This is a genomic window from Oceanobacillus sp. CFH 90083 (assembly GCF_009389585.1).
Classification (GTDB): Bacteria; Bacillota; Bacilli; order Bacillales; family Amphibacillaceae; genus Oceanobacillus.
This window is the reverse complement of the sequence record NZ_VIYG01000004.1, coordinates 18,721-37,991: the sequence shown is the minus strand read 5'-3', so window position 1 is coordinate 37,991 and position 19,271 is coordinate 18,721. Positions and strand designations below refer to the sequence as shown.

The following is a 19,271-nucleotide window of genomic DNA, read 5'->3' as shown; positions in this document are numbered from 1 at the left end:
AAAACAAATTCAAAAAGGAGAGAAAAGATATGAAAATAGAACATGTGGCCATTTGGGTCCAGGATTTAGAAAAGATGAAGACATTTTATGAAACATATTTTAATGGCAATGCAAGTGCAAAGTATCATAATAAGGAGAAGGAATTTGAATCTTATTTCCTAACATTTGATGAATCTGCACGTTTAGAAATCATGCGAAAATCAGGTATTGATCAATCACATTCAACAGAGCAGCTCGGCTGGGCTCATATCGCTATTTCATTAGGCAGTAAAGAACACGTTGATCAAATGACAAAGCGATTAAAAACGGATGGCTACCCTCTCTTAAATGGTCCCCGTATCACGGGAGACGGCTATTATGAAAGTGTCGTAGAAGACCCGGAAGGCAATCTATTAGAGCTGACTGTGTAGCTGAAGTACATTTAAAGTATGCAATAGTACTTACTTACAGCAATCGAGCCTTAATAATCGAATTCATCTGATAGGGAGAAAAGAAAATGAAGACAGAAAAAGAAAAAATGTTGAGTGGAGAGCTTTATAATGCTGCCGAATCGGAATTACGTGCCGAAAGACAATACGCAAGGAGAATGACCAGATTTTTCAATGACTCACACGAAGAAAGTGGAAATATAAAAAGTTCATTATTAAAAAATATATTTGGCAGTACTGGAAGCAATCTGAGTATACGCCCTCCCTTCCGATGCGATTATGGCTATAATATACATGTCGGCGAAAATTTTTATGCGAATTATGACTGTGTATTCTTGGATGTATGTGACATCCGGATAGGAGATAACTGCTTTATTGCACCGGGAGTTCATATCTATACAGCAACTCATCCATTGGACGCTAAAGAAAGAATATCCGGTGCTGAATATGGCATTCCAGTATCTATTGGCAACAACGTATGGATCGGCGGAAGATCGATTATAAATCCAGGTGTCCACATAGGAAATAATGTGGTGGTTGCTTCAGGTTCCGTCGTTACAAAGGATATCCCTGATAATGCTTTGGTTGGCGGGAATCCGGCAAGAATAATAAGATGGTTGGAAGACTAGGTTTTTGTATCAGATAATGAGATTAAATAAATCATCATTACTTATTCAACAGAAGAAATTGTGTTCTTTCTTTAGTAAGACCTAAAAAGTGACTCCTATCCTTATGAGAGTCACTTTTTAGGTCTTAATTATAATCGTATCCGCGCCCTTTTTGTCAAGTAGAAAAAGAGCTACTACGTTTTACTACTTCATCCTTTGACTAAAAATGATTCATTCTGTTCTTACTAAAAACTCAATGTTTGTCTAAGCGCATCAACAGATGTCCGTACCCCTGCTTCAGGCGACATTGTTAAATCTTCCATTTCTAAGGAAACATATCCATCGTATCCCATCATTTTAACGACAGAGAAAAATTCTTTCCACCATTGTAAATCCTGTCCGCATCCTACAGCTACGTAATTCCAGGCTCTATTTGCTACATCATCTATTTCTTTCGTCTCTAACAAACCATTTACACCAGATAAGTGTCGCTCTAAGCGCACATCTTTACCATGGACATGATGAATTGCTTCTCCTAATTCTCTCGCCGCTAATATCGGATCTGCTCCCATCCAAATTAAATGACTTGGGTCTAAATTCAAGCCCACCATTGGTCCAACTGCATCACGTAATCTAAATAATGTTTCTGGATTATAGACCAGTTGCGCACTGAAGTTCTCAAGTGCGATTTTCTCGATACCACACTCTTCTGCTTTTTTCACTAGCTCCTTCCAATAAGGAATCGCCACTTCATTCCACTGATAATCTAAAATATCCTTTAAAACCGGCGGCCAGCTAACAGTATAAGTAATCCAGTTAGGTACTTTATCTTCAGGAGCTGCAGCCGGAAGACCACTCATCATAATAATTTTCTTAACACCTAGCAGCTTGGCTAATTCAAATGTTTTTCCCGTTACTTCTCGATGCTCCTCTCCCAGTTCACCCGGATGTAATGGATTCCCTGAGCAATTTAAAGCACAAAGTTTTATATTTCTTTTATCCAGAGCAGCTATAAATTCTTTTCTTTTATCTGCATCCTCCACCAGTTCATTTAAATTCAAATGTGGTGCAGGAGACCAGCCTCCTGTTGCCATTTCAACGGTGTCTATCCCCATTTCACTAATGACGTCTAACATTTCTTCAAAAGGTAAATGCCCTAAACTGTCTGTTACGTATGATAAATGCATGGTTTTCCTCCTTAAAAATTCCTAAAACATGAACATCTTCTTTGGAATGTATTTGAAAATATCCTGACGTATATCATTGTTTCACTATTTCTAAACTTATTTTAACTAATATTATTAATGATACGCTTATCCTTATATGTTTGGGCTTGGTATCATATCATTTAACACTCACACTATAGCTCTTTAACAAACACCTGATACAATTAAAGATTTAAACCTTCTTTAATAGATTTCAAGGTTAGTTCATTAGACCACTCTGGTCGATCCGGATATGCAAATACTGCATTTGTCACGATACCGTCAAACTTCATTTCTCTTAATTTCTTATATAATGCATCAAAATTGATCTCCCCTTCACCAGGATTCAAGTGCTGGTGAATTGTTACATTTGCACCTGGCGGGTTTATAATATAGCGTAAGCCAAACGCTGCTTTATGATTAAGGGTATCTGCAATCAGAACATGCGCCAGCAAATCACCCGCTTCCTCCAAATGTTTTTCCACATCACCAATACCATCATCATAGAAGAAAGCATGCGGTACAGAGTATACCAGCTTAATCCAATCTTTATCTAAAGCACGAATCATGCGAATCGCCTCTGTATTCAATTCAATAAAATCATGCGGATGCGATTGAATATTTAATTTAATCCCTTCCCTTTCAAAAATCGGTAGCAGTTCATCCATCGATTTTACAAATGCTGCTTCACTTTCTATTGGACGGGTTTTATCACCAGCAAATTCAGTATTCATTAAATCTACACCCAATTCTGATGTAATCTCAATACAGCGTTTCCAATTTCTAACTGCTGCTTCTCTTACTTCTTCAACTGGAGAAGACCACTGTTGAACAGGAAGTACTGATGAAATTTTCACTCCGGCATCTGAGCAATATCTTTTTAAATCTTTAATTAGCTGCTTATCTACTTTTGGGTATTGGTTAAACCAGATAAAATCCTCACGCGGGGAAAGTTCTACATATTCATAACCTAATCTGGCAACATTTTCAATCGTATCTCTCAAGTTCGTATTATCACGGTAATGTGATGGATCATATGCTAATCGCATGTTATTCATCTCCTTTTATGAAAATTTGTATTTTAAAACCATTTATTACGCCTCTATTTTCGCTTTCTTGTAAAAACTTGGACATTCAGGTAAATTAACAGGAATAACTTTTCCTGACTCTTTCGCTTCCACACAAGCATCCATCGTTACCGAAACAACATAACCATCCCAAGCCGATGGACCAGCCATTTCACCTTTTAGAGTTGCATCTATCCACTCTTGTATTTCTACATCATAGGCATCAATAAAACGAGTCCTCCAATCTGTTAAAATTTCAGATGAAAGCTTAGCATCTTTACGTACGACTACACTGGCAGGCTCCGGCAAGTTAGCAATTCCCGTGTCTCCAACTACTTGACATTGAATATCATAGCCATATTGACAATTAACGAATACTTCTACATCAATTCGAATGCCTTCTTTTGTTTCCAACAATATAATGTGAGGATCTTGCAGCCCTTCATTTGCAAAACGTGTTCTTCTTGGCTGGATAACCTGAGCAGATACATAATCATCTTGAAGCAGCCATCTTAGAACATCAATTTCATGTACAAACGAATCTGTAATTGGCATATCTCCATGAAATCCTGGTGCATTTGGGTTCCTATGAGCACAGTGAAGCATCAACGGACTACCAACCTGACTCTCCTCAACAACTTTTTTCAAAGAACGATAACCTTGATCATATCTGCGCATAAAACCTACTTGTACTAATTGCTTTCCATGTTCAAGCTCAGCATCTACAATACGCTTACATCCCTCAGCAGTAGTAGCAAGCGGTTTCTCGCAAAATACAGGTTTTCCAGCTGCAATAGAAGCTAAAACATATTCTTCATGAGTTGGTCCCCAGGATGTTACGATTACAGCATCCACATTAGAAGATTGAATTAATGCATGCCCATCTTCAAAGATTTCTGCATTTAGATTTTCCGACTCTATAACTGCTTCTGCCTGCTCTCTACTTACATCCGTTACAGCAACAATTTCACCACCAATCAATGTATTTGTAATTCGATGAATATGATCCTTTCCGATTGCTCCTGTACCGATAACACCTATTTTTAATACCATCATAATTCCTCCTGCTAAACAAATTTCTTATTAAAATTTTTATTTTAAAAAACCTCTTTATTTCACATCACTAGCCGACTTAACACTTTCATTTGATTTAAGCTCTTGGAAATATGCCTCAATTTGCTCCAGTGTATACCCTTTTGTTTCCGGCAGATATTTGTTCATAAACCAGATGGAAAATACACCAATGACTGCAAAGACCAAAAAGGTACCTGATAAACCAATAGCAGATATTGCGATTGGGAATAGAAAACCAATAAAGAAATTTGTCATCCATAAACAAAATACACTAATTCCCATTGTTAGCCCCCGAAGTCTTAAAGGGAAAATCTCGGATAATGTTACCCATAATACCGGAGCGATTCCTCCTTGCATAAATGCCAGGAATAGAACCATTAAACCGATCATAATAAATGGAAGGAAGTCAGCACCTGCAAATACATTCGTTAGAATAACAATTAAAAAATGTACTGTAGTTGTTCCAATTAACCCGATAATCATCATTGGACGTCTGCCTACTTTATCTAACAACCATAATCCGAGGAATGTTGCCAAAACAGATATTACTCCATTTGCAATATTTCCAATTAAAGCCGCATTTGTCTCAAATCCAGCATTTCTCAAGATTTCTGTCCCATAATACATGACAGAGTTAACGCCAGTTGCCTGAGAAAGAACTGCAACCGCAATACCAATCATTAAGATATGACGTACCCAGGGAATCTTTAAATCTTTAAAACTAGCTCTTTGAACCTTCATCTCTTCTTTCTTAAATTGTTCAATTTGTTTAAATTCAGCATCTGCTTCTTGTTTTGATCTAATTTTCTCAAGAATAGTTGAAGCCTCTTTATTCCTGTTCTTATCCAGTAACCAGCGAGGACTTTCTGGTGCGAATAACATCCCTATTAATAAAAAGATAGCCGGGATACCTGCAATAGCCAGCATGTATCTCCAAATAGCTTCATTTTCACTAATGTTACCTAAGATAGCATTCATAACAAATGCCATTAATTGACCTGAAACAATCATTAATTCGTTCCATGTCACCACTCGTCCACGACTTTCTGCCGGTGCCATTTCTGCCAAATATGTTGGAACAATTACAGAAGCTCCACCGACAGCACACCCCAGTGCAAACCGAAATATAACCATTGTGATAATATTTGGAGCAAGCGAAACTCCTGCCGTTGCTACTAAGAAAACAATAGCCAAGATAATAATACTCTTACGTCTTCCGATTGCATCTGATATTCTCCCTCCAGAGATAGCACCAAACGCAGCTCCAATTAATAATGCACTTGTTACTATACCTTCTGTGACAGCGTTTAAGTTTAATTGATTCTCAGCTGACATAAATGGAAGTGCTCCATTGATGACTCCAGTATCATAACCAAATAATAGACCGCCTAGTGTAGCTAGTGATATTACTAATCCAAGAAATAGTTTAGGATTCTTTGATTTACTCAAATTACATCGACTCCATTTCATATTCATTTTTAAAAGCAGCTTTCGCACACTGCTTCAGAAAATCAAAAAAATCACGGCTTTCTCAAATTAAAACGCTTTCTTTTTAAGATAAAAAACTATAGGAAGAGTGCACTTCTTCCTTTCTATAAAAAGAAAATAAAGATATTAGTACTAACACCCAGGCATTTAACCAAAACATATCCATAAAGTAACCATTTACATTTGTAATTATAGAGAAGTGATTAATAAATGTATTTGTATTATTCAGCCAAACCCTTGTAACTGAGAGACATAGACACACTAAAATTTCCTAATTAAATATTGACTTATTTATTTTATTGCTGTTTGATATGACGTGTATTTCCATATTTTTAGCTCTAAAATAAAAAAATAAAGATAAGATAGCCTCCAAGTATCTATCTTATCTTTATTAAAGGTATATAGTATAAAATCTAATTTGCTTTGTATATATGGATATACAATAAAAATAACGACGTCATTAAATAAAATTTCATTTATTGCTGCTAACGATCTTTAAACTCCGACTCCATTGTATCCTGATACATCTTCCTATATTTCGTTGGCGGATAACGCATCGTGCGTGTAAATAATTTCGTAAAATAAGATACATCTAAAAAACCACACTCTATAGCAATATTCTTAACCGATTTATCTGTTGTTCGTAAATATTCTGTAGCTAAACTAAGACGCTCATCTTGTAAAACTTCCGTAAAAGTCTTTCCAGTTTCTTCTCTCATAAGACGCGATAAATGACGTTTAGAAACATATAGATCATCCGCAATATCTGATATTTTTATATTTTTATGAAGATTATCCTTTATATACAAATTAACCCTATAAATCAACTCTTTATGCTCATCAAGCGACTGATCTGTTATAAGAGACTCTTGTTTTGGCAATGGGTAAAAACAATCAAATGTGGCAATAAGCAGCTGAGGAGCAAGCTGCTTAAGCATCTTTGCTTTCTTCGTATGTTCCATTTCTATTGCAGACTGGTAGAGAGCTTTCCACAGGTTAGAATAAATGTTTTCTTTTGGAGAAGGGAATACCGGATTTAATTTTTGCTTTAAGCATTGTATGTAATGCCTCCATTCATCATCTGACTCACTTTCCTTTAGATCAAATGCAAAATATAAAGTCTTCATCCCATGTTCGCTAAAAAGCTGATGTTCATAATTAGGCCGTGATAATATGAGGGAATGTGGAGCTAATGGATAACAAACATTTCCTTCGTGGTATTCTCCTGTTCCATTTAACACATAAGTCATCTCGAAAAAACTGTGTACATGTTCTTTCGTACCAAAATAGCGTTCCCATCCACCCCAATAATAAATTCGAAATTCTGCTCCATATAATGAGACAGAGGTTACATATTTATTTAAATCCTTTTTCCCTTCAAATAGATTTTTCATTGTTTTTAAACAACCTTTCCATTACAAACAAGAGAGCAAATACCAACCCTATAGTCTATAGTATATGCTCATTCAATAACCCTGAAAACTTTTTAACAGCAGACAGCCAGTAACGGCCCGATTAGCTAATCTACCAACTCGTTATGATAGGATTGGTAATCGCAAAAGTTTCACTTTATATATGCTGTACTGCAATATAGGTCGTTATCTTGTAATATCCCGTATCTTCATCGGATTCGTATCCTCAGGTGTAAAAGCTTAATTGTATCAATATTTATTTTTGAAATCCTATTAGTTAGTTATGATTTTAAAGCGTTTACATTTTAAATATTATATCTATCTTTTACAAGATAATTATGTTGACTAGTGATGTTATGCCGTTAGTATATCTCAACCGTGAAATTCATTACTATGTTTTTCAGTGTATAAAGAGATGTGATAAATATTTATAATTTGATGCCTCCTTCTGGTATTACAGAGCCAAAACTATAAAATAAATTACACACAGTATTATAAATTCATTTCAATAGAAAAACGTATAAACTTGAATATCCTTTCAAGTTCATACGTTTTTCTATTACTTTAAACATTGATCTGAGCTTCCAGCATTTCATTCAGTGCGTGTAGGAAATATTTGAAGATAAACTAAATCCAAAAACAATGAAAAAAGCATTAAAAATACAAAGCTGTATTTGTTGGGTACCTGAGTCATCTAAAAATATAGTCAAGTATTTCAATATAGGGAAATACTTGACTATATTTCTCCATGACCTTAACAGATTACCTTAAGCATTTTGCTTATCATACTTCCGGAAGCGCTGTTCCAGCTGTTCTAATGTCAATCCTTTGGTTTCCGGCAAATATCTCGCTGCAAAAGTAATCAATAAAATTCCCAAAGCAACAAATACTAGGAATGTGAAAGATAAACCTGTTTTATCCAGCAATACAGGGAACCCTAAGCTAATTAAGAAATTAAAAATCCACATAAAGAATACCGCTGTTCCCATCCCTATACCCCGGAACCGGGTTGGGAATACTTCTGAAAGCATCAGCCATGTTACTGGTGAAATAGCCCCCTGCTGGAAGGCAAGGAATGTCACCGTCAATGTCAGCACTACGTATGGAAGAGCTGAAGAATCAGCAAGCGTATTCCCGAAAATAGCAATAAGAAGCAATGCACTGGTGGTTCCTATTTGTCCTGCTATAAGCATTGGTCGACGCCCTATTTTTCCAAGAAGCCAAATTCCGACAAAAGTTGCTAATACCGAAATAACGCCATTGGCAATATTAGCTACTAAAGCTGCCTGTGTCGCAAATCCTGCATCCCGGAGAATTTGTGTCCCGTAATACATAATCGAGTTTACACCGGTACCTTGCTGCACAAGTGAAATTCCAATACCTAGAAATAGGATCCGGCGCACCCATTTTATTTGCAACATATTCTTAAAAGTTGTTTTTTCTTGCTCTTTTTCTTTAGCGAAGGATGCTTTAATTTCATTTAGCTCCTGTTGCGCTTCTTTCTCACTGCGAACTCTGCGAAGTACCTCCAGCGCTTCATCTGTTCTATTCTTTGATACAAGCCACCGCGGACTTTCTGGCATTTTCATCATCCCAAAGAATAATAGTACTGCCGGGATAGCTGCAATAACCAGCATATAGCGCCATACTTCCGGAATAACATCTGCCATATTACCCAGTACAGCATTCACAATAAAAGCTAAAAGCTGCCCTGATACAATCATTAATTCATTGATGGTTACTAATTTTCCCCTTCTGTTAGCAGGTGACATCTCTGCTAAGTACCCAGGGACTGCTACCGAGGCTCCTCCTACAGCAAGTCCCAATGCAAAACGGGAAATAACCATAATCGTTAGGTTTGGAGCCAGTGTACATCCAAGCGTGGCAAAAAAGAATAGAATAGCCAAATAGATAATATTTTTACGACGACCTAAATAATCTGCTAACCGTCCACCAGTCACAGCCCCTACTGCTGCCCCAAGAAGCAGGGAACTTGCCACCAGACCTTGTGTAAATGCATTTAAATCTAGTGATTCAGCCATGAAAGGCAGTGCACCGTTTACAACACCTGTATCGTATCCGAAAAGAAGCCCACCTAATGTGGATATCATAATAACTTTCATTAAAAATGAGTTTTGCTCTGTATTCACTATATTTTCCTCCCTAGAAAACTGCCCCTTTTAAACGCACCCTTAATAAAGCGCTTTCAACAATTAAAACGCTTATAACATGGATGTTTAAGGTGAATATTTCAAACTTCCCCTTTATAGTTATTGCTTTTGTTTTAATGAAGACGATATCAAGCATACAAACGATTAGGTATGCTTGATATCACAAACATTTAAACTCTAAATACTGCTATTTTATTGCTATATACTGCTCATGAATCTATATTCAATCCTTCTTTAATCGACTTCAACGTTATTTCATTGGACCATTCCGGACGATCTGGATATGCAAACACTGCATTGGTTACAATCCCATCAAACTTCATCTCTCTTAATTTCTTATACAGTGCATCAAAATTAATTTCTCCTTCACCGGGATTTAAATGCTGATGAATCGTTACATTGGCACCTGGCGGATTGATAATATAACGTAAGCCAAATGCTGCTTTATGATTAAGCGTATCTGCAATCAGTACATGGTCAAGCAAGTCACCGGCTTCCTCCAGATGTTTTTCTACATCCCCAATACCATCATCATAGAAGAAAGCATGTGGTACGGAATATACGAGCTTAATCCACTCTTTATCCAATGCACGAATCATCTGGATGGCTTCTGTATTTAATTCAATAAAATCATGCGGATGTGACTGAATATTTAATTTGATTCCTTCTTTTTCAAAAATCGGCATCAGCTCATCCATTGATTTTACGAATGCAGCTTCACTTTCCGTCGGGCGTGTTTTATCGCCGGCAAATTCAGTGTTCATTAAATCAACGCCCAGCTCAGAAGTGATTTCAATACAGCGTTTCCAATTTCGAACAGCAGCTTCACGAACCTCCTCAATGGGAGAAGACCATTGTTGAACCGGAAGTACCGATGAAATCTTCACTCCAGCATCAGAGCAATACCTTTTTAAATCTTTGATTAACTGCTTATCTACTTTCGGGTATTGATTGAACCAGATAAAATCTTCCCGCGGAGAAAGCTCCACATACTCGTAACCTAATCTGGCAACATTCTCAATCGTATCTCTTAAATTAGTATTATCACGATAATGTGATGGATCATATGCTAAACGCATGCTATTCATCTCCTTTTAAAAATATAGTTTTATTTCATCATTCTTACACAGTATGTTTGGCACTAGCTCCTTTATAAAAATCCGGCTGCTCAGGCATTTCTATTGGCACAATCTGTCCTGTCTGCTTTGCTTCAATACTTGCATCTGTTGTCACTGCTACAACATAACCATCCCATGCTGATGGACCATGTACTTCACCTTTAACTGTAGAATTAATCCACTCCTGTAATTCGATATCATACGCTTCCACAAAACGCTGTTTCCAATCTACTAAAATATCCGTAGAAAGTTTTGCTTCACTGCGCATTTGAACGCTGGACGGCTCTGGTAAATTAGCGATACCTGTCTCACCGACCACCTGACATTGGATATCATACCCATACTGACAATTAACAAAAATCTCTGTATCAATTCGAATTCCCTTTTTTGTTTCTAATAAAATAATAATTGGATCTTGAAGCCCCTCTTCTGCAAGATGTGTCCTTCTCGGTTGAATCACTTGAGTAGACACATAATCGTCCTGAATTAACCATCTCAGAACATCGATTTCATGTACAAAGGAATCTGTAATAGCCATATCACCATTAAAATTCGTAACAGCAGGTGCTCTATGTGCACAATGCAGCATCAATGGTTCACCAATCTTATCCTGATCGACAGCCTGCTTCAATGCACGATATCCTTTATCATATCGCCTCATAAAGCCTACCTGTACCAGCTGCTTTCCATGCTCTATTTCCGCTTCAACAATTTTCTTACATCCTTCAGCCGTTGTAGCAAGCGGCTTTTCGCAAAACACTGGTTTCCCGGCCGCAATGGAAGCAAGTACAAATTCTTCATGGGTCGGTCCCCAGGATGTAACAATGACTGCATCTACTCCGTCTGCCTGAATTAACTCATGACCATTATCGTACACTTTTGCACGAAGACTTTCGCGTTCTACAACTGCATGTGCCTGCTCACTATTCACATCGGTTACAGCAACAATTTCTCCACCTGTTAAAGAATACGTAATTCGATGAATATGATCCTGTCCAATTGCTCCTGTTCCTATAACACCTATTCTTAAAACCATAACGCTTCCTGCCCTTCCATTCATGAAGATTACATACCGATTACTTCTTAGGCACTCCAGCTAGCCATCTTTTTATAAGGATAAAACAATACATTGAATGCGTTTTCTTTTTCTGTTAAAAAATTCGATATATCCGTACCTGCAAACAGAATGAATACCCTTCCATTTTAAAAGATATAAAAGGAGATAATCTTAGATTAGTCAGTAGTCTGTTTCTTTTACTTAAGGTATATCGCACCTTATTTAATATCAACAACCACCAAAAAAATATAATCAAAATATAACCAAAAAGTAATCATTTATATTTGTATATTATAGAGAAAGATATTGTTATTGTATTTGTATAATTCAGCCATATTTTTGCATTTTCAGGACACCGAAGACAATACTTCCTATATTATAGAAGGAGGAAAAACGTTGATGATTATTTATCACATCAGGCTGGTGGGCTAGTTAAACAAATATACATTTCACAAAGGGGAGATTAAACGGTATAAAAAAACGCCTTTCCAATACAACTGGAAAAACGTTTTTACTTAAATATTCATTTTTTCAGAACAGGATTACCTCATTACTTTTTGGTAAGCCTTCCTTGCTTAGTTCTGTGATTTCTGCTATGGAACTGCAATAAAGCCTCTATTTTGCATTACTATCATATGTACTGCAAAATAAAGGCTTCACAATGAAACGATTTAGGTCTCTTTAAACTCTGATTCTACCGTATCCTGATATATTTTTCTATATTTAGCCGGAGGAGTCCGTATAATGCGTGTAAATACTTTCGTAAAATAATGCAGGCTGGAAAAGCCGCATTCTGTTGCAATATCCTTAATCGACATATTTGTTCCCCGCAAATATTCCGTAGCTAAATCAAGACGTTCTTCCTGTAAAACTTCTGTAAATGTCTTTCCGGTTTCCTCTCTAATCAGACGGGAAAGGTGGCGCTTAGAAACATAGAAATCATCTGCAACTTCTGATATTTTAAGATTCTTATGCAAATTATCTTTTATATATAAATTTACACGATAGATTAATATTTTACGCTCATCAAAAGCATCATCTTTTAAACCAGATTCTTGTTTAGGTAATGGGTAAAAGGTATCGAGTATAGCCGGAAGTAAATTAGAAGCAAGCTGTTTTAGCGTTTCTTCCTTCCATCTATGCTCCACTTCTATCGCAGACTGATAGAGTGCTTTCCATAAATAAGACTGTACCGTTTCTTTTTGAGATTGAAGGACAGGCTGTGCTTTTCGTTCCAAGTCTTGAATGTAATATTTCCATTCATTAGCTGATTCATTTTCTTTTAACTCAAATGCAAAATACAAATAATACATTCCTTTTGTACTGGAAATTTTATGCTCATAATCAGGCCTCGTTAAAATAACGGAATGTGGTACCAGCGGATAACTCACATTGCTCTCTTGGTATTCCCCAGTCCCTCCAAGAACATAAGATACCTCAAAAAAGCTGTGTACATGCTCTTTTGTACCAAAATGACGCTTCCACCCACCCCAATAATAGATGCGAAACGCTGCTCCATACAATGAAATAGAAGTAACATATTTATTTAAATCTTTTTTTCCTTCAAATAGGTTTGTCATCCTTCTGTACAACCTTTCCATTCTGTTAAAAAGTTCCAGGGAACATTATAAAAAGGAAAGAAACTTCTCAACAGCAGCCGAACTAAAGAGTTGTTAAGCATATTCAGGAGTTTTCCTGTTCATTTTCATAACAAATAAAAATCAGCTCTTTCTCACAGACAAATAAAGGCTGTCACCTAATCATTAATTGACAACTCCCATCTCAAAGCAGTGGACTTTCTGTAACAGCCCTCCATTTCATCAAACAATACTATAACTAAGCAAAAATATCGCTAATCGCTTTATATTCCTCATCTGAAATTGCAACATCTAACGTTTGTAAATTATTTTGCACTTGAGAGCCATTCTTTGCTCCAGGGATAACAACATCTATTGCATCATTTGCCAAATACCAGGCCAATACTAAATGAGGAATTTCCACCTGTTTAGCCACCGCAATTTCTCGCAGCTTTTCTACTTTTGCAAGGTTTTTACGGAATGCCTCTCCTTGAAAATGGTCATGACCATTGCGTAAATCCCCTTCTGGAAAAGTAGTATTTTCATCGTACTTACCAGCCAGCAATCCGGAAGCAAGAGGGAAAAACGGGATAAAGGAGATATTATTTTCTTTTGTATAATTAAAAAATGTTTGCTCTGCATCTCGTTGCACCAAATTATATAGGCCTTGTAAAACATCAACATATCCGTCTTTATTCGCCTCTTTTAATTGATCCGGAGAAAAATTCGAAACACCGATAGAACGGATTTTCCCAGCATCCTTCAATTCTTTTAATGCACCAACAGCTTCATCTTTTGGCGTATCTTCATCTGGAAAGTGGATATAGAATAAATCAATATAATCGGTTTGCAAGCGTTTTAATGCATCATCAACAGCTTGCTTTAAAAATGCCGGAGAATTATCAAACTGCATCTCTCCATCTACAAACTTATGGGCAGCCTTTGTCGCAATTACAATCTCCTGGCGTTTTCCCATCTCTTTTACTACTTTCCCAACCAGTTCTTCTGAATAGCGTGGTCCATAAATAAAAGCCGTATCCAGAAAATCTACGCCATGATTTATCGCATCACGAACCATATCCATTCCCTGTTGTTCGTTAAGATTCGGGTATAGGTTATGACCGCCAACCGCATTTGTACCTAATCCAATTGGGTTAACTATTAAATCTGTTTTGGCAATTTGTACTTTACGCTCCATCTAGTCTACGCCTCCCATAATCTATTTATTTAATTACATTTGCGATAGATTGCAGTGTCGTTTCCTTTGCCGTTCGAATCACTTCCTCTGCAGGCAGCTTATAGTATTCTGGACGGAACAGTTCAACAGACACAATATCTTCTTTGTAGCCAATATCCTTTACGGTCTGTAATAATTTCTCCAAATCAAGGATACCTTCCCCCGGCCAGACACGATGTTCGTCCCGAAGTGCGCCAGCTGGATAATCATCTGTATCATCAATATGCAGAATAAAGATTTTCTTGCCATCTGCCTTCTTCAAAAATTCAACATCTGAATTCATCGCATGGAAGTGAAAACAGTCAAAAACTAAACCGACACTTTCTCTATCTACAGTTTCAATAATATTATAAGCTTGTTCAAAGGTATTAATCGTACACTCCGGATGGCCGACAAATTCCAATGCTACTTTTATCTGCTGTGCCTCTGCTATTTCAGCGAATTGATGCAGCATTTTTACTGCACTCGCTTTAATATCCCTCTTAAGAAGTGTCTGATCAGTTACTAATGGAACCACGACAACATAAACAGCACCTAACTTACTTGCATTCCCCACCATTGTTTTAAATTCTTCAAGGACTTGTTCCTCATCTTCACGATTATTGAAATATACCAACGCATTTAAAGCGATTGGCTTAATATGATGGGTCTGGAAATAATCTTGTAATTCTTCCATAGAATGATCCCGTAAGTATTCAGGCAATTTATCCATCGTACGTATTTCAATATAATCGTAGCCATGCTTCTCACAATATTCGAGATCTTTTACAAGGTTTGAATTCTCTAATGTTGTTGCTTGATTATAGCAAAGCTTCATTTTCTTCGTCCTCCTTGTAGATAATAGGCTTAATATCACATGTTTGCTTTGTATTTGTTATATACCTTTCATTAAAGCGCTTGCATTCCTTTCAAAACATATTCACAAACTTACGAATAATGATATGAAGCCACTATGTCACTATCATCTTACTATTAACTTATTGGTATATTTTTCAGTTTAAATCAAGAAATAGGATAAATATTTATAATTTGACGCCTTATTTTTGTATTATAGTGCCAACATTTCTTTTATTTATTAGCATAATAATCAATCAGGAACCAAAAGCGTAAAGCCCTCCCCTTACAGGCTAAGAACGCGACATCATGTCGCAACGCCTGAATCGCTAAATCTTTCTTATCGCAGAGCGGCTCGTGTTAGCTCTAAAGCTTGGCACTTGGAGCTGGATGCGCCTGTTATTCTATAAATAGCTATCCACATGAAACAATTTTATACTTTCCTGATCAGCAAAAAAAAAGCGTATAAACTTAAACAGGTTCCAGTTCATACGCTCTCATCAGGCTAATTGAAATAATTATTTAAACGTCATCGTATACCCCTTCTGAAATACTTCATCCGTTCCTAGTCGATTAATACCAAACTTCTCTTTTAAATCTCCTGTTGTATCATGCATATCTGCTACACCATACCAAGGCTCGATACAAACAAATGGCGCCATCGCATGATTTTCTTCATTGTATTTAGACCAAATTCCAACAAAAGGAAAGTCTGTAAATACGACCTCTACACCATGATTTGATTTTGCAGAGACAAGCTCTAATGCGTTGATATGGCTATAAATCATCGCATCCTTTGCAAATAGATCTGATTGCAATGTTATATCAGGAAGATTTTTACGAACTCCATTCTCATGTATCAGTGCATTTTCTAAACCATATTCCATGACTTCCTTGTCCGGAGCAGGTGTAAATATCAATTGGTAATCTTCTAACCCTTCATTTTCAAACAGCGGGACTCGAAAAGCAGGGTGTGCTCCGATTGAAAAGTACATTTCCCCGCTATTCTTATTTTCTATTTTCCAATCAACCGAAAGCGTATTTTGATTTAGGGAATAGGTTATGGTTGCTTTAAATTCATATGGATAGACATCTTTAAAACGTCCATCCGAGATTATTTCAAATGAAGCATGCTCTGCTGAATGGGAGCTTAGTTCGAATTCAACATCTCTTAAGAAGCCATGCTGGGACATTTCATAGGTTTTTCCTTCCAGCTGATAATTGTCTCCTTTCAAACGGCCGACAATTGGAAACAGCACCGGTGAAACACGTCCCCAATAGGTGCTGTCTCCGGTCCACATATAATCTATTTTATTTTTCTTATTCTTTACCGCACGTATTTCTGCACCTTTACTTTCTATTTCAACTTTTAACCAATCATTTTCCATTGTCTGTTTCACTTTGGTTCATCCTTTCTGAGATTAAGGGTTAGGTAGAGAAGTTATTCTATACTTCATCTTAATGTGTAGGAGATATACTGTCTAGTACGGTTTTTAATATGGTTATTATAGCTGGAGAGATTATTGGAATTGAAAGGTACTTTTTCTGTTAATAGACTCAAAAGCATAATTAAATAATTCCATATTGACAATGAAATTTAAACCAACATAAATGTAATCGTTTTAATTTTAAAGCCATTATTTGGAACAAAACTGAAAATAGCCATTATCGGCTGTGGGGAATTGCAAATGGAAAACATCATCATTTCTACCGTATAATTAGAGCGGATAACTCTCCAGTTATCCGCTCTAATTATGTTTTCTTCTACTCTTTTACAGACCCCGATGTTAAACCGGAAACAATTCGTCTTTGGAAAATTAACACTAAAACAACAATTGGAATGGTTACAATAACTGTTGCAGCACTGATATCCCCCCACGGGACAGAGTATTCACTCTGGTACATAGAAATCCCTACTGGCACTGTTCTCCATTCATCATCACTATTAATTGTTAAGGCAAATAAATATTCATTCCATGCCGCAATGAATACAAGAATTGCAGTTGTAAAAATACCAGGTGTCGCCAGTGGTAAGATAATCTTGCGGAATGTTTGAAATGGGCTGGCTCCATCAAGCTTTGCAGATTCCTCCAATTCGAATGGTATTTTTTGAAAAAAAGTTGATAGAATCCAGATTGATAATGGTAAGCTGATTGTCATATAAGGGATGACTAATCCTGTATAACTATTACGTAATCCTAACTCTGTTACAATGTTAAAGATTGGCGAAATAACTGCAACTTGCGGAAACATAGAAGCAGCTAAAACAACTCCAAGGAATAAACCTTTCCCTTTAATCGGCAATCTGGTTACCGCATAAGCCGCAAAAGCAGCACAGCCTACCGACAAAACGGTTGTTACGGATGAAACAACAAAGCTATTTAACATATATCGCATCAGCGGGCGATTCGTTAACGCAGCATCATAAGAGTCCAGTGTAGGGTTGGTCGTAAACCATCTAAATGATGTAAATATTTCTCCTACAGGCTTAATCGATGTTAAGAACACCCAAATAAACGGAAACATTACCAAAAATACAAAGATAACCAGAAATATATAGAAACCAATACCTGCACGTTTATTCATATTATTTCTCCTTCCTATTTCGTACGTCCTGCGAATAGATCTGAACCAATCAAGCGTACATAGATAAAGCTAATCAATGCTACACTTAAGAATACAATAACCGATAATACAGAACCTTCTCCAAAGTTCTGTTGTGAGAACAAGGTTATGTATGCGTATATCGAAATAGATTCAGTAGCATTCGCCGGTCCACCGCCAGTTAGTACATAGATAAGGTCGAACACCCGGAAGGCATCTAGTGTCCTAAATAATAATGCAACTAAAATAGCAGATTTCAACAATGGCAGTGTAATCTTAAAGAACTGCTGAAATTTGTTGGCACCATCTACATCACTTGCTTCGTATAAGGAATTTGGTATGGTCTGGAGTCCAGCTAATAGTAATAATGCCATGTAAGGTGTCGTTTTCCACACATCGGCAAAAATAATCGAGAACATTCCACCAGTTGATGTAGACAACAGCCAAGATGAATCAGGTATCAGGTTCCATTCATTAAAGTAATGCGCCACAATCCCTGTTTGACCGTCATATAAGAAGCCCCACATCATAGCAGCTACAGCCGTCGGGATAGCCCATGGAATTAACACCGAGGCACGGACAATACCACGCCCGCTGAAGGCACGATTGATTAATAAGGCAATAGCTAAACCTAATACAAGCTCAACAGCAACGGAAGCAATGGTAAATATCATCGTATTAGCTAGAGACTGCCACATACGACTGTCTTTAAAATATTTCACATAGTTAGAGAAACCAATAAAGTTAGATTCTAATATATTCGTACTTGTAGCTTCCAGTAATGAACTTGCCTGTTCATAATTTTGTGCCAGCTCATCATTGTCTGTGGTGGCAGCCATCTCTTGTAAGTCTTCTGAGATAGAAATCAAAGCTGCGCGATAATCTTCCGCAAAGTCATTGTCCAGCTTTGAATATTTTAAATCAGTATCAGAAACCGGCTCGAAATTCATCAGCATTTCATCAATCTGCTCCATTTTAGCATTGATTTCACTATCTGATGCCAACTCACTATGGAAGCCTTCAATTGTTTCTCTTGCCTGCTTAATCGTCGCTATGTCATCACCAACGGCACTGCCTTCCAGATTGTCCAGCTGACCGTCAATATAAAAGTAATTATCCACATAACGTTCCAAATCCATATTAGCACTTAGCATCCGCTCCGATCTCGTTGGATCATTTAAGCGATAATCAAATAAACTATTATAAAATGACTGGGCAACAGGCCATAATGTTACTAATACTACAAGTATGATAGATGGAAGTATCATCAGATAACCCAGTTGTTTTTCACTGAAATGAAATTTCTTCACATTTCTTTCCCTCCCTTTCTGCTAAGTACATTTAGACGTACTTAATAGAAAGAGCAAGATGAAATTCAAAGCGTCCCATCT

General features: G+C 36.9%; 16 protein-coding genes. 2 read left to right on the top strand and 14 right to left on the bottom strand.

Annotated features, from left to right (window positions below; genetic code table 11):
* Positions 1 to 29: 29 nt before the first annotated feature.
* The gene (locus FLK20_RS07055) at positions 30 to 410 is read left to right on the top strand and encodes a VOC family protein (RefSeq protein ID WP_152655857.1); all 381 of its coding nucleotides are present in this window, start codon (positions 30 to 32) and stop codon (positions 408 to 410) included.
* An 86-nt stretch (positions 411 to 496) separates the two neighbouring features.
* Positions 497 to 1,057, top strand: a complete 561-nt coding sequence (locus tag FLK20_RS07050) for a sugar O-acetyltransferase (protein ID WP_152655856.1) — start codon at positions 497 to 499, stop codon at positions 1,055 to 1,057.
* 224 nt (positions 1,058 to 1,281) lie between these two features.
* On the opposite strand, the gene FLK20_RS07045 is transcribed toward FLK20_RS07050, so the two are convergent.
* From FLK20_RS07045 to FLK20_RS06980, 14 genes are all read right to left on the bottom strand, one after another.
* Positions 1,282 to 2,223, bottom strand: coding sequence for a sugar phosphate isomerase/epimerase family protein (locus FLK20_RS07045; protein ID WP_152655855.1), 942 nt, complete (start codon positions 2,221 to 2,223; stop codon positions 1,282 to 1,284).
* Positions 2,224 to 2,426: 203 nt separating this feature from the next.
* Complete coding sequence (locus FLK20_RS07040; protein WP_152655854.1) at positions 2,427 to 3,290, bottom strand: sugar phosphate isomerase/epimerase family protein; 864 nt, start codon at positions 3,288 to 3,290, stop codon at positions 2,427 to 2,429.
* 45 nt (positions 3,291 to 3,335) lie between these two features.
* Positions 3,336 to 4,361, bottom strand: a complete 1,026-nt coding sequence (gene iolG, locus FLK20_RS07035; RefSeq protein WP_152655853.1) for a bifunctional inositol 2-dehydrogenase/D-chiro-inositol 1-dehydrogenase — start codon at positions 4,359 to 4,361, stop codon at positions 3,336 to 3,338.
* 57 nt (positions 4,362 to 4,418) lie between these two features.
* Positions 4,419 to 5,831, bottom strand: coding sequence for a sugar porter family MFS transporter (locus tag FLK20_RS07030; protein ID WP_370453170.1), 1,413 nt, complete (start codon positions 5,829 to 5,831; stop codon positions 4,419 to 4,421).
* Positions 5,832 to 6,355: 524 nt separating this feature from the next.
* Positions 6,356 to 7,264 carry an AraC family transcriptional regulator gene (locus tag FLK20_RS07025; protein WP_152655852.1) on the bottom strand — a complete coding sequence of 303 codons (909 nt, stop codon included), beginning with the start codon at positions 7,262 to 7,264 and terminating at the stop codon, positions 6,356 to 6,358.
* A 785-nt stretch (positions 7,265 to 8,049) separates the two neighbouring features.
* Positions 8,050 to 9,432, bottom strand: a complete 1,383-nt coding sequence (locus FLK20_RS07020; RefSeq protein ID WP_152655851.1) for a sugar porter family MFS transporter — start codon at positions 9,430 to 9,432, stop codon at positions 8,050 to 8,052.
* Between the two features lie 230 nt (positions 9,433 to 9,662).
* Positions 9,663 to 10,532 carry a sugar phosphate isomerase/epimerase family protein gene (locus FLK20_RS07015; protein ID WP_152655850.1) on the bottom strand — a complete coding sequence of 290 codons (870 nt, stop codon included), beginning with the start codon at positions 10,530 to 10,532 and terminating at the stop codon, positions 9,663 to 9,665.
* Between the two features lie 43 nt (positions 10,533 to 10,575).
* Positions 10,576 to 11,607, bottom strand: coding sequence for a bifunctional inositol 2-dehydrogenase/D-chiro-inositol 1-dehydrogenase (iolG, locus tag FLK20_RS07010; RefSeq protein WP_152655849.1), 1,032 nt, complete (start codon positions 11,605 to 11,607; stop codon positions 10,576 to 10,578).
* Between the two features lie 692 nt (positions 11,608 to 12,299).
* Complete coding sequence (locus FLK20_RS07005) at positions 12,300 to 13,208, bottom strand: helix-turn-helix domain-containing protein (RefSeq protein WP_194165564.1); 909 nt, start codon at positions 13,206 to 13,208, stop codon at positions 12,300 to 12,302.
* A 256-nt stretch (positions 13,209 to 13,464) separates the two neighbouring features.
* The gene (locus FLK20_RS07000; RefSeq protein WP_152655847.1) at positions 13,465 to 14,403 is read right to left on the bottom strand and encodes an aldo/keto reductase; all 939 of its coding nucleotides are present in this window, start codon (positions 14,401 to 14,403) and stop codon (positions 13,465 to 13,467) included.
* A 25-nt stretch (positions 14,404 to 14,428) separates the two neighbouring features.
* On the bottom strand, positions 14,429 to 15,259 hold the full coding sequence (locus FLK20_RS06995) for a sugar phosphate isomerase/epimerase family protein (RefSeq protein ID WP_152655846.1): 831 nt from the start codon (positions 15,257 to 15,259) through the stop codon (positions 14,429 to 14,431).
* Positions 15,260 to 15,794: 535 nt separating this feature from the next.
* Positions 15,795 to 16,676: an aldose 1-epimerase family protein gene (locus tag FLK20_RS06990; RefSeq protein WP_227994882.1), complete on the bottom strand. Its 882-nt coding sequence runs from the start codon at positions 16,674 to 16,676 to the stop codon at positions 15,795 to 15,797.
* A gap of 364 nt (positions 16,677 to 17,040) precedes the next feature.
* Positions 17,041 to 17,862, bottom strand: a complete 822-nt coding sequence (locus tag FLK20_RS06985) for a carbohydrate ABC transporter permease (protein ID WP_152655845.1) — start codon at positions 17,860 to 17,862, stop codon at positions 17,041 to 17,043.
* A 14-nt stretch (positions 17,863 to 17,876) separates the two neighbouring features.
* Complete coding sequence (locus FLK20_RS06980) at positions 17,877 to 19,148, bottom strand: carbohydrate ABC transporter permease (protein ID WP_152656168.1); 1,272 nt, start codon at positions 19,146 to 19,148, stop codon at positions 17,877 to 17,879.
* Positions 19,149 to 19,271: the final 123 nt, after the last annotated feature.

What these genes read in the sequence shown, in the direction of transcription:
- FLK20_RS07055 (WP_152655857.1), top strand. Translation starts at nt 30, where the DNA reads ATGAAAATAGAACATGTGGCCATTTGGGTCCAGGATTTAGAAAAGATG.
- FLK20_RS07050 (WP_152655856.1), top strand. Translation starts at nt 497, where the DNA reads ATGAAGACAGAAAAAGAAAAAATGTTGAGTGGAGAGCTTTATAATGCT.
- FLK20_RS07045 (WP_152655855.1), bottom strand. Translation starts at nt 2,223, where the DNA reads ATGCATTTATCATACGTAACAGACAGTTTAGGGCATTTACCTTTTGAA.
- FLK20_RS07040 (WP_152655854.1), bottom strand. Translation starts at nt 3,290, where the DNA reads ATGCGATTAGCATATGATCCATCACATTACCGTGATAATACGAACTTG.
- iolG (WP_152655853.1), bottom strand. Translation starts at nt 4,361, where the DNA reads ATGGTATTAAAAATAGGTGTTATCGGTACAGGAGCAATCGGAAAGGAT.
- FLK20_RS07025 (WP_152655852.1), bottom strand. Translation starts at nt 7,264, where the DNA reads ATGAAAAATCTATTTGAAGGGAAAAAGGATTTAAATAAATATGTAACC.
- FLK20_RS07015 (WP_152655850.1), bottom strand. Translation starts at nt 10,532, where the DNA reads ATGCGTTTAGCATATGATCCATCACATTATCGTGATAATACTAATTTA.
- iolG (WP_152655849.1), bottom strand. Translation starts at nt 11,607, where the DNA reads ATGGTTTTAAGAATAGGTGTTATAGGAACAGGAGCAATTGGACAGGAT.
- FLK20_RS07005 (WP_194165564.1), bottom strand. Translation starts at nt 13,208, where the DNA reads ATGACAAACCTATTTGAAGGAAAAAAAGATTTAAATAAATATGTTACT.
- FLK20_RS07000 (WP_152655847.1), bottom strand. Translation starts at nt 14,403, where the DNA reads ATGGAGCGTAAAGTACAAATTGCCAAAACAGATTTAATAGTTAACCCA.
- FLK20_RS06995 (WP_152655846.1), bottom strand. Translation starts at nt 15,259, where the DNA reads ATGAAGCTTTGCTATAATCAAGCAACAACATTAGAGAATTCAAACCTT.
- FLK20_RS06985 (WP_152655845.1), bottom strand. Translation starts at nt 17,862, where the DNA reads ATGAATAAACGTGCAGGTATTGGTTTCTATATATTTCTGGTTATCTTT.
- FLK20_RS06980 (WP_152656168.1), bottom strand. Translation starts at nt 19,148, where the DNA reads ATGATACTTCCATCTATCATACTTGTAGTATTAGTAACATTATGGCCT.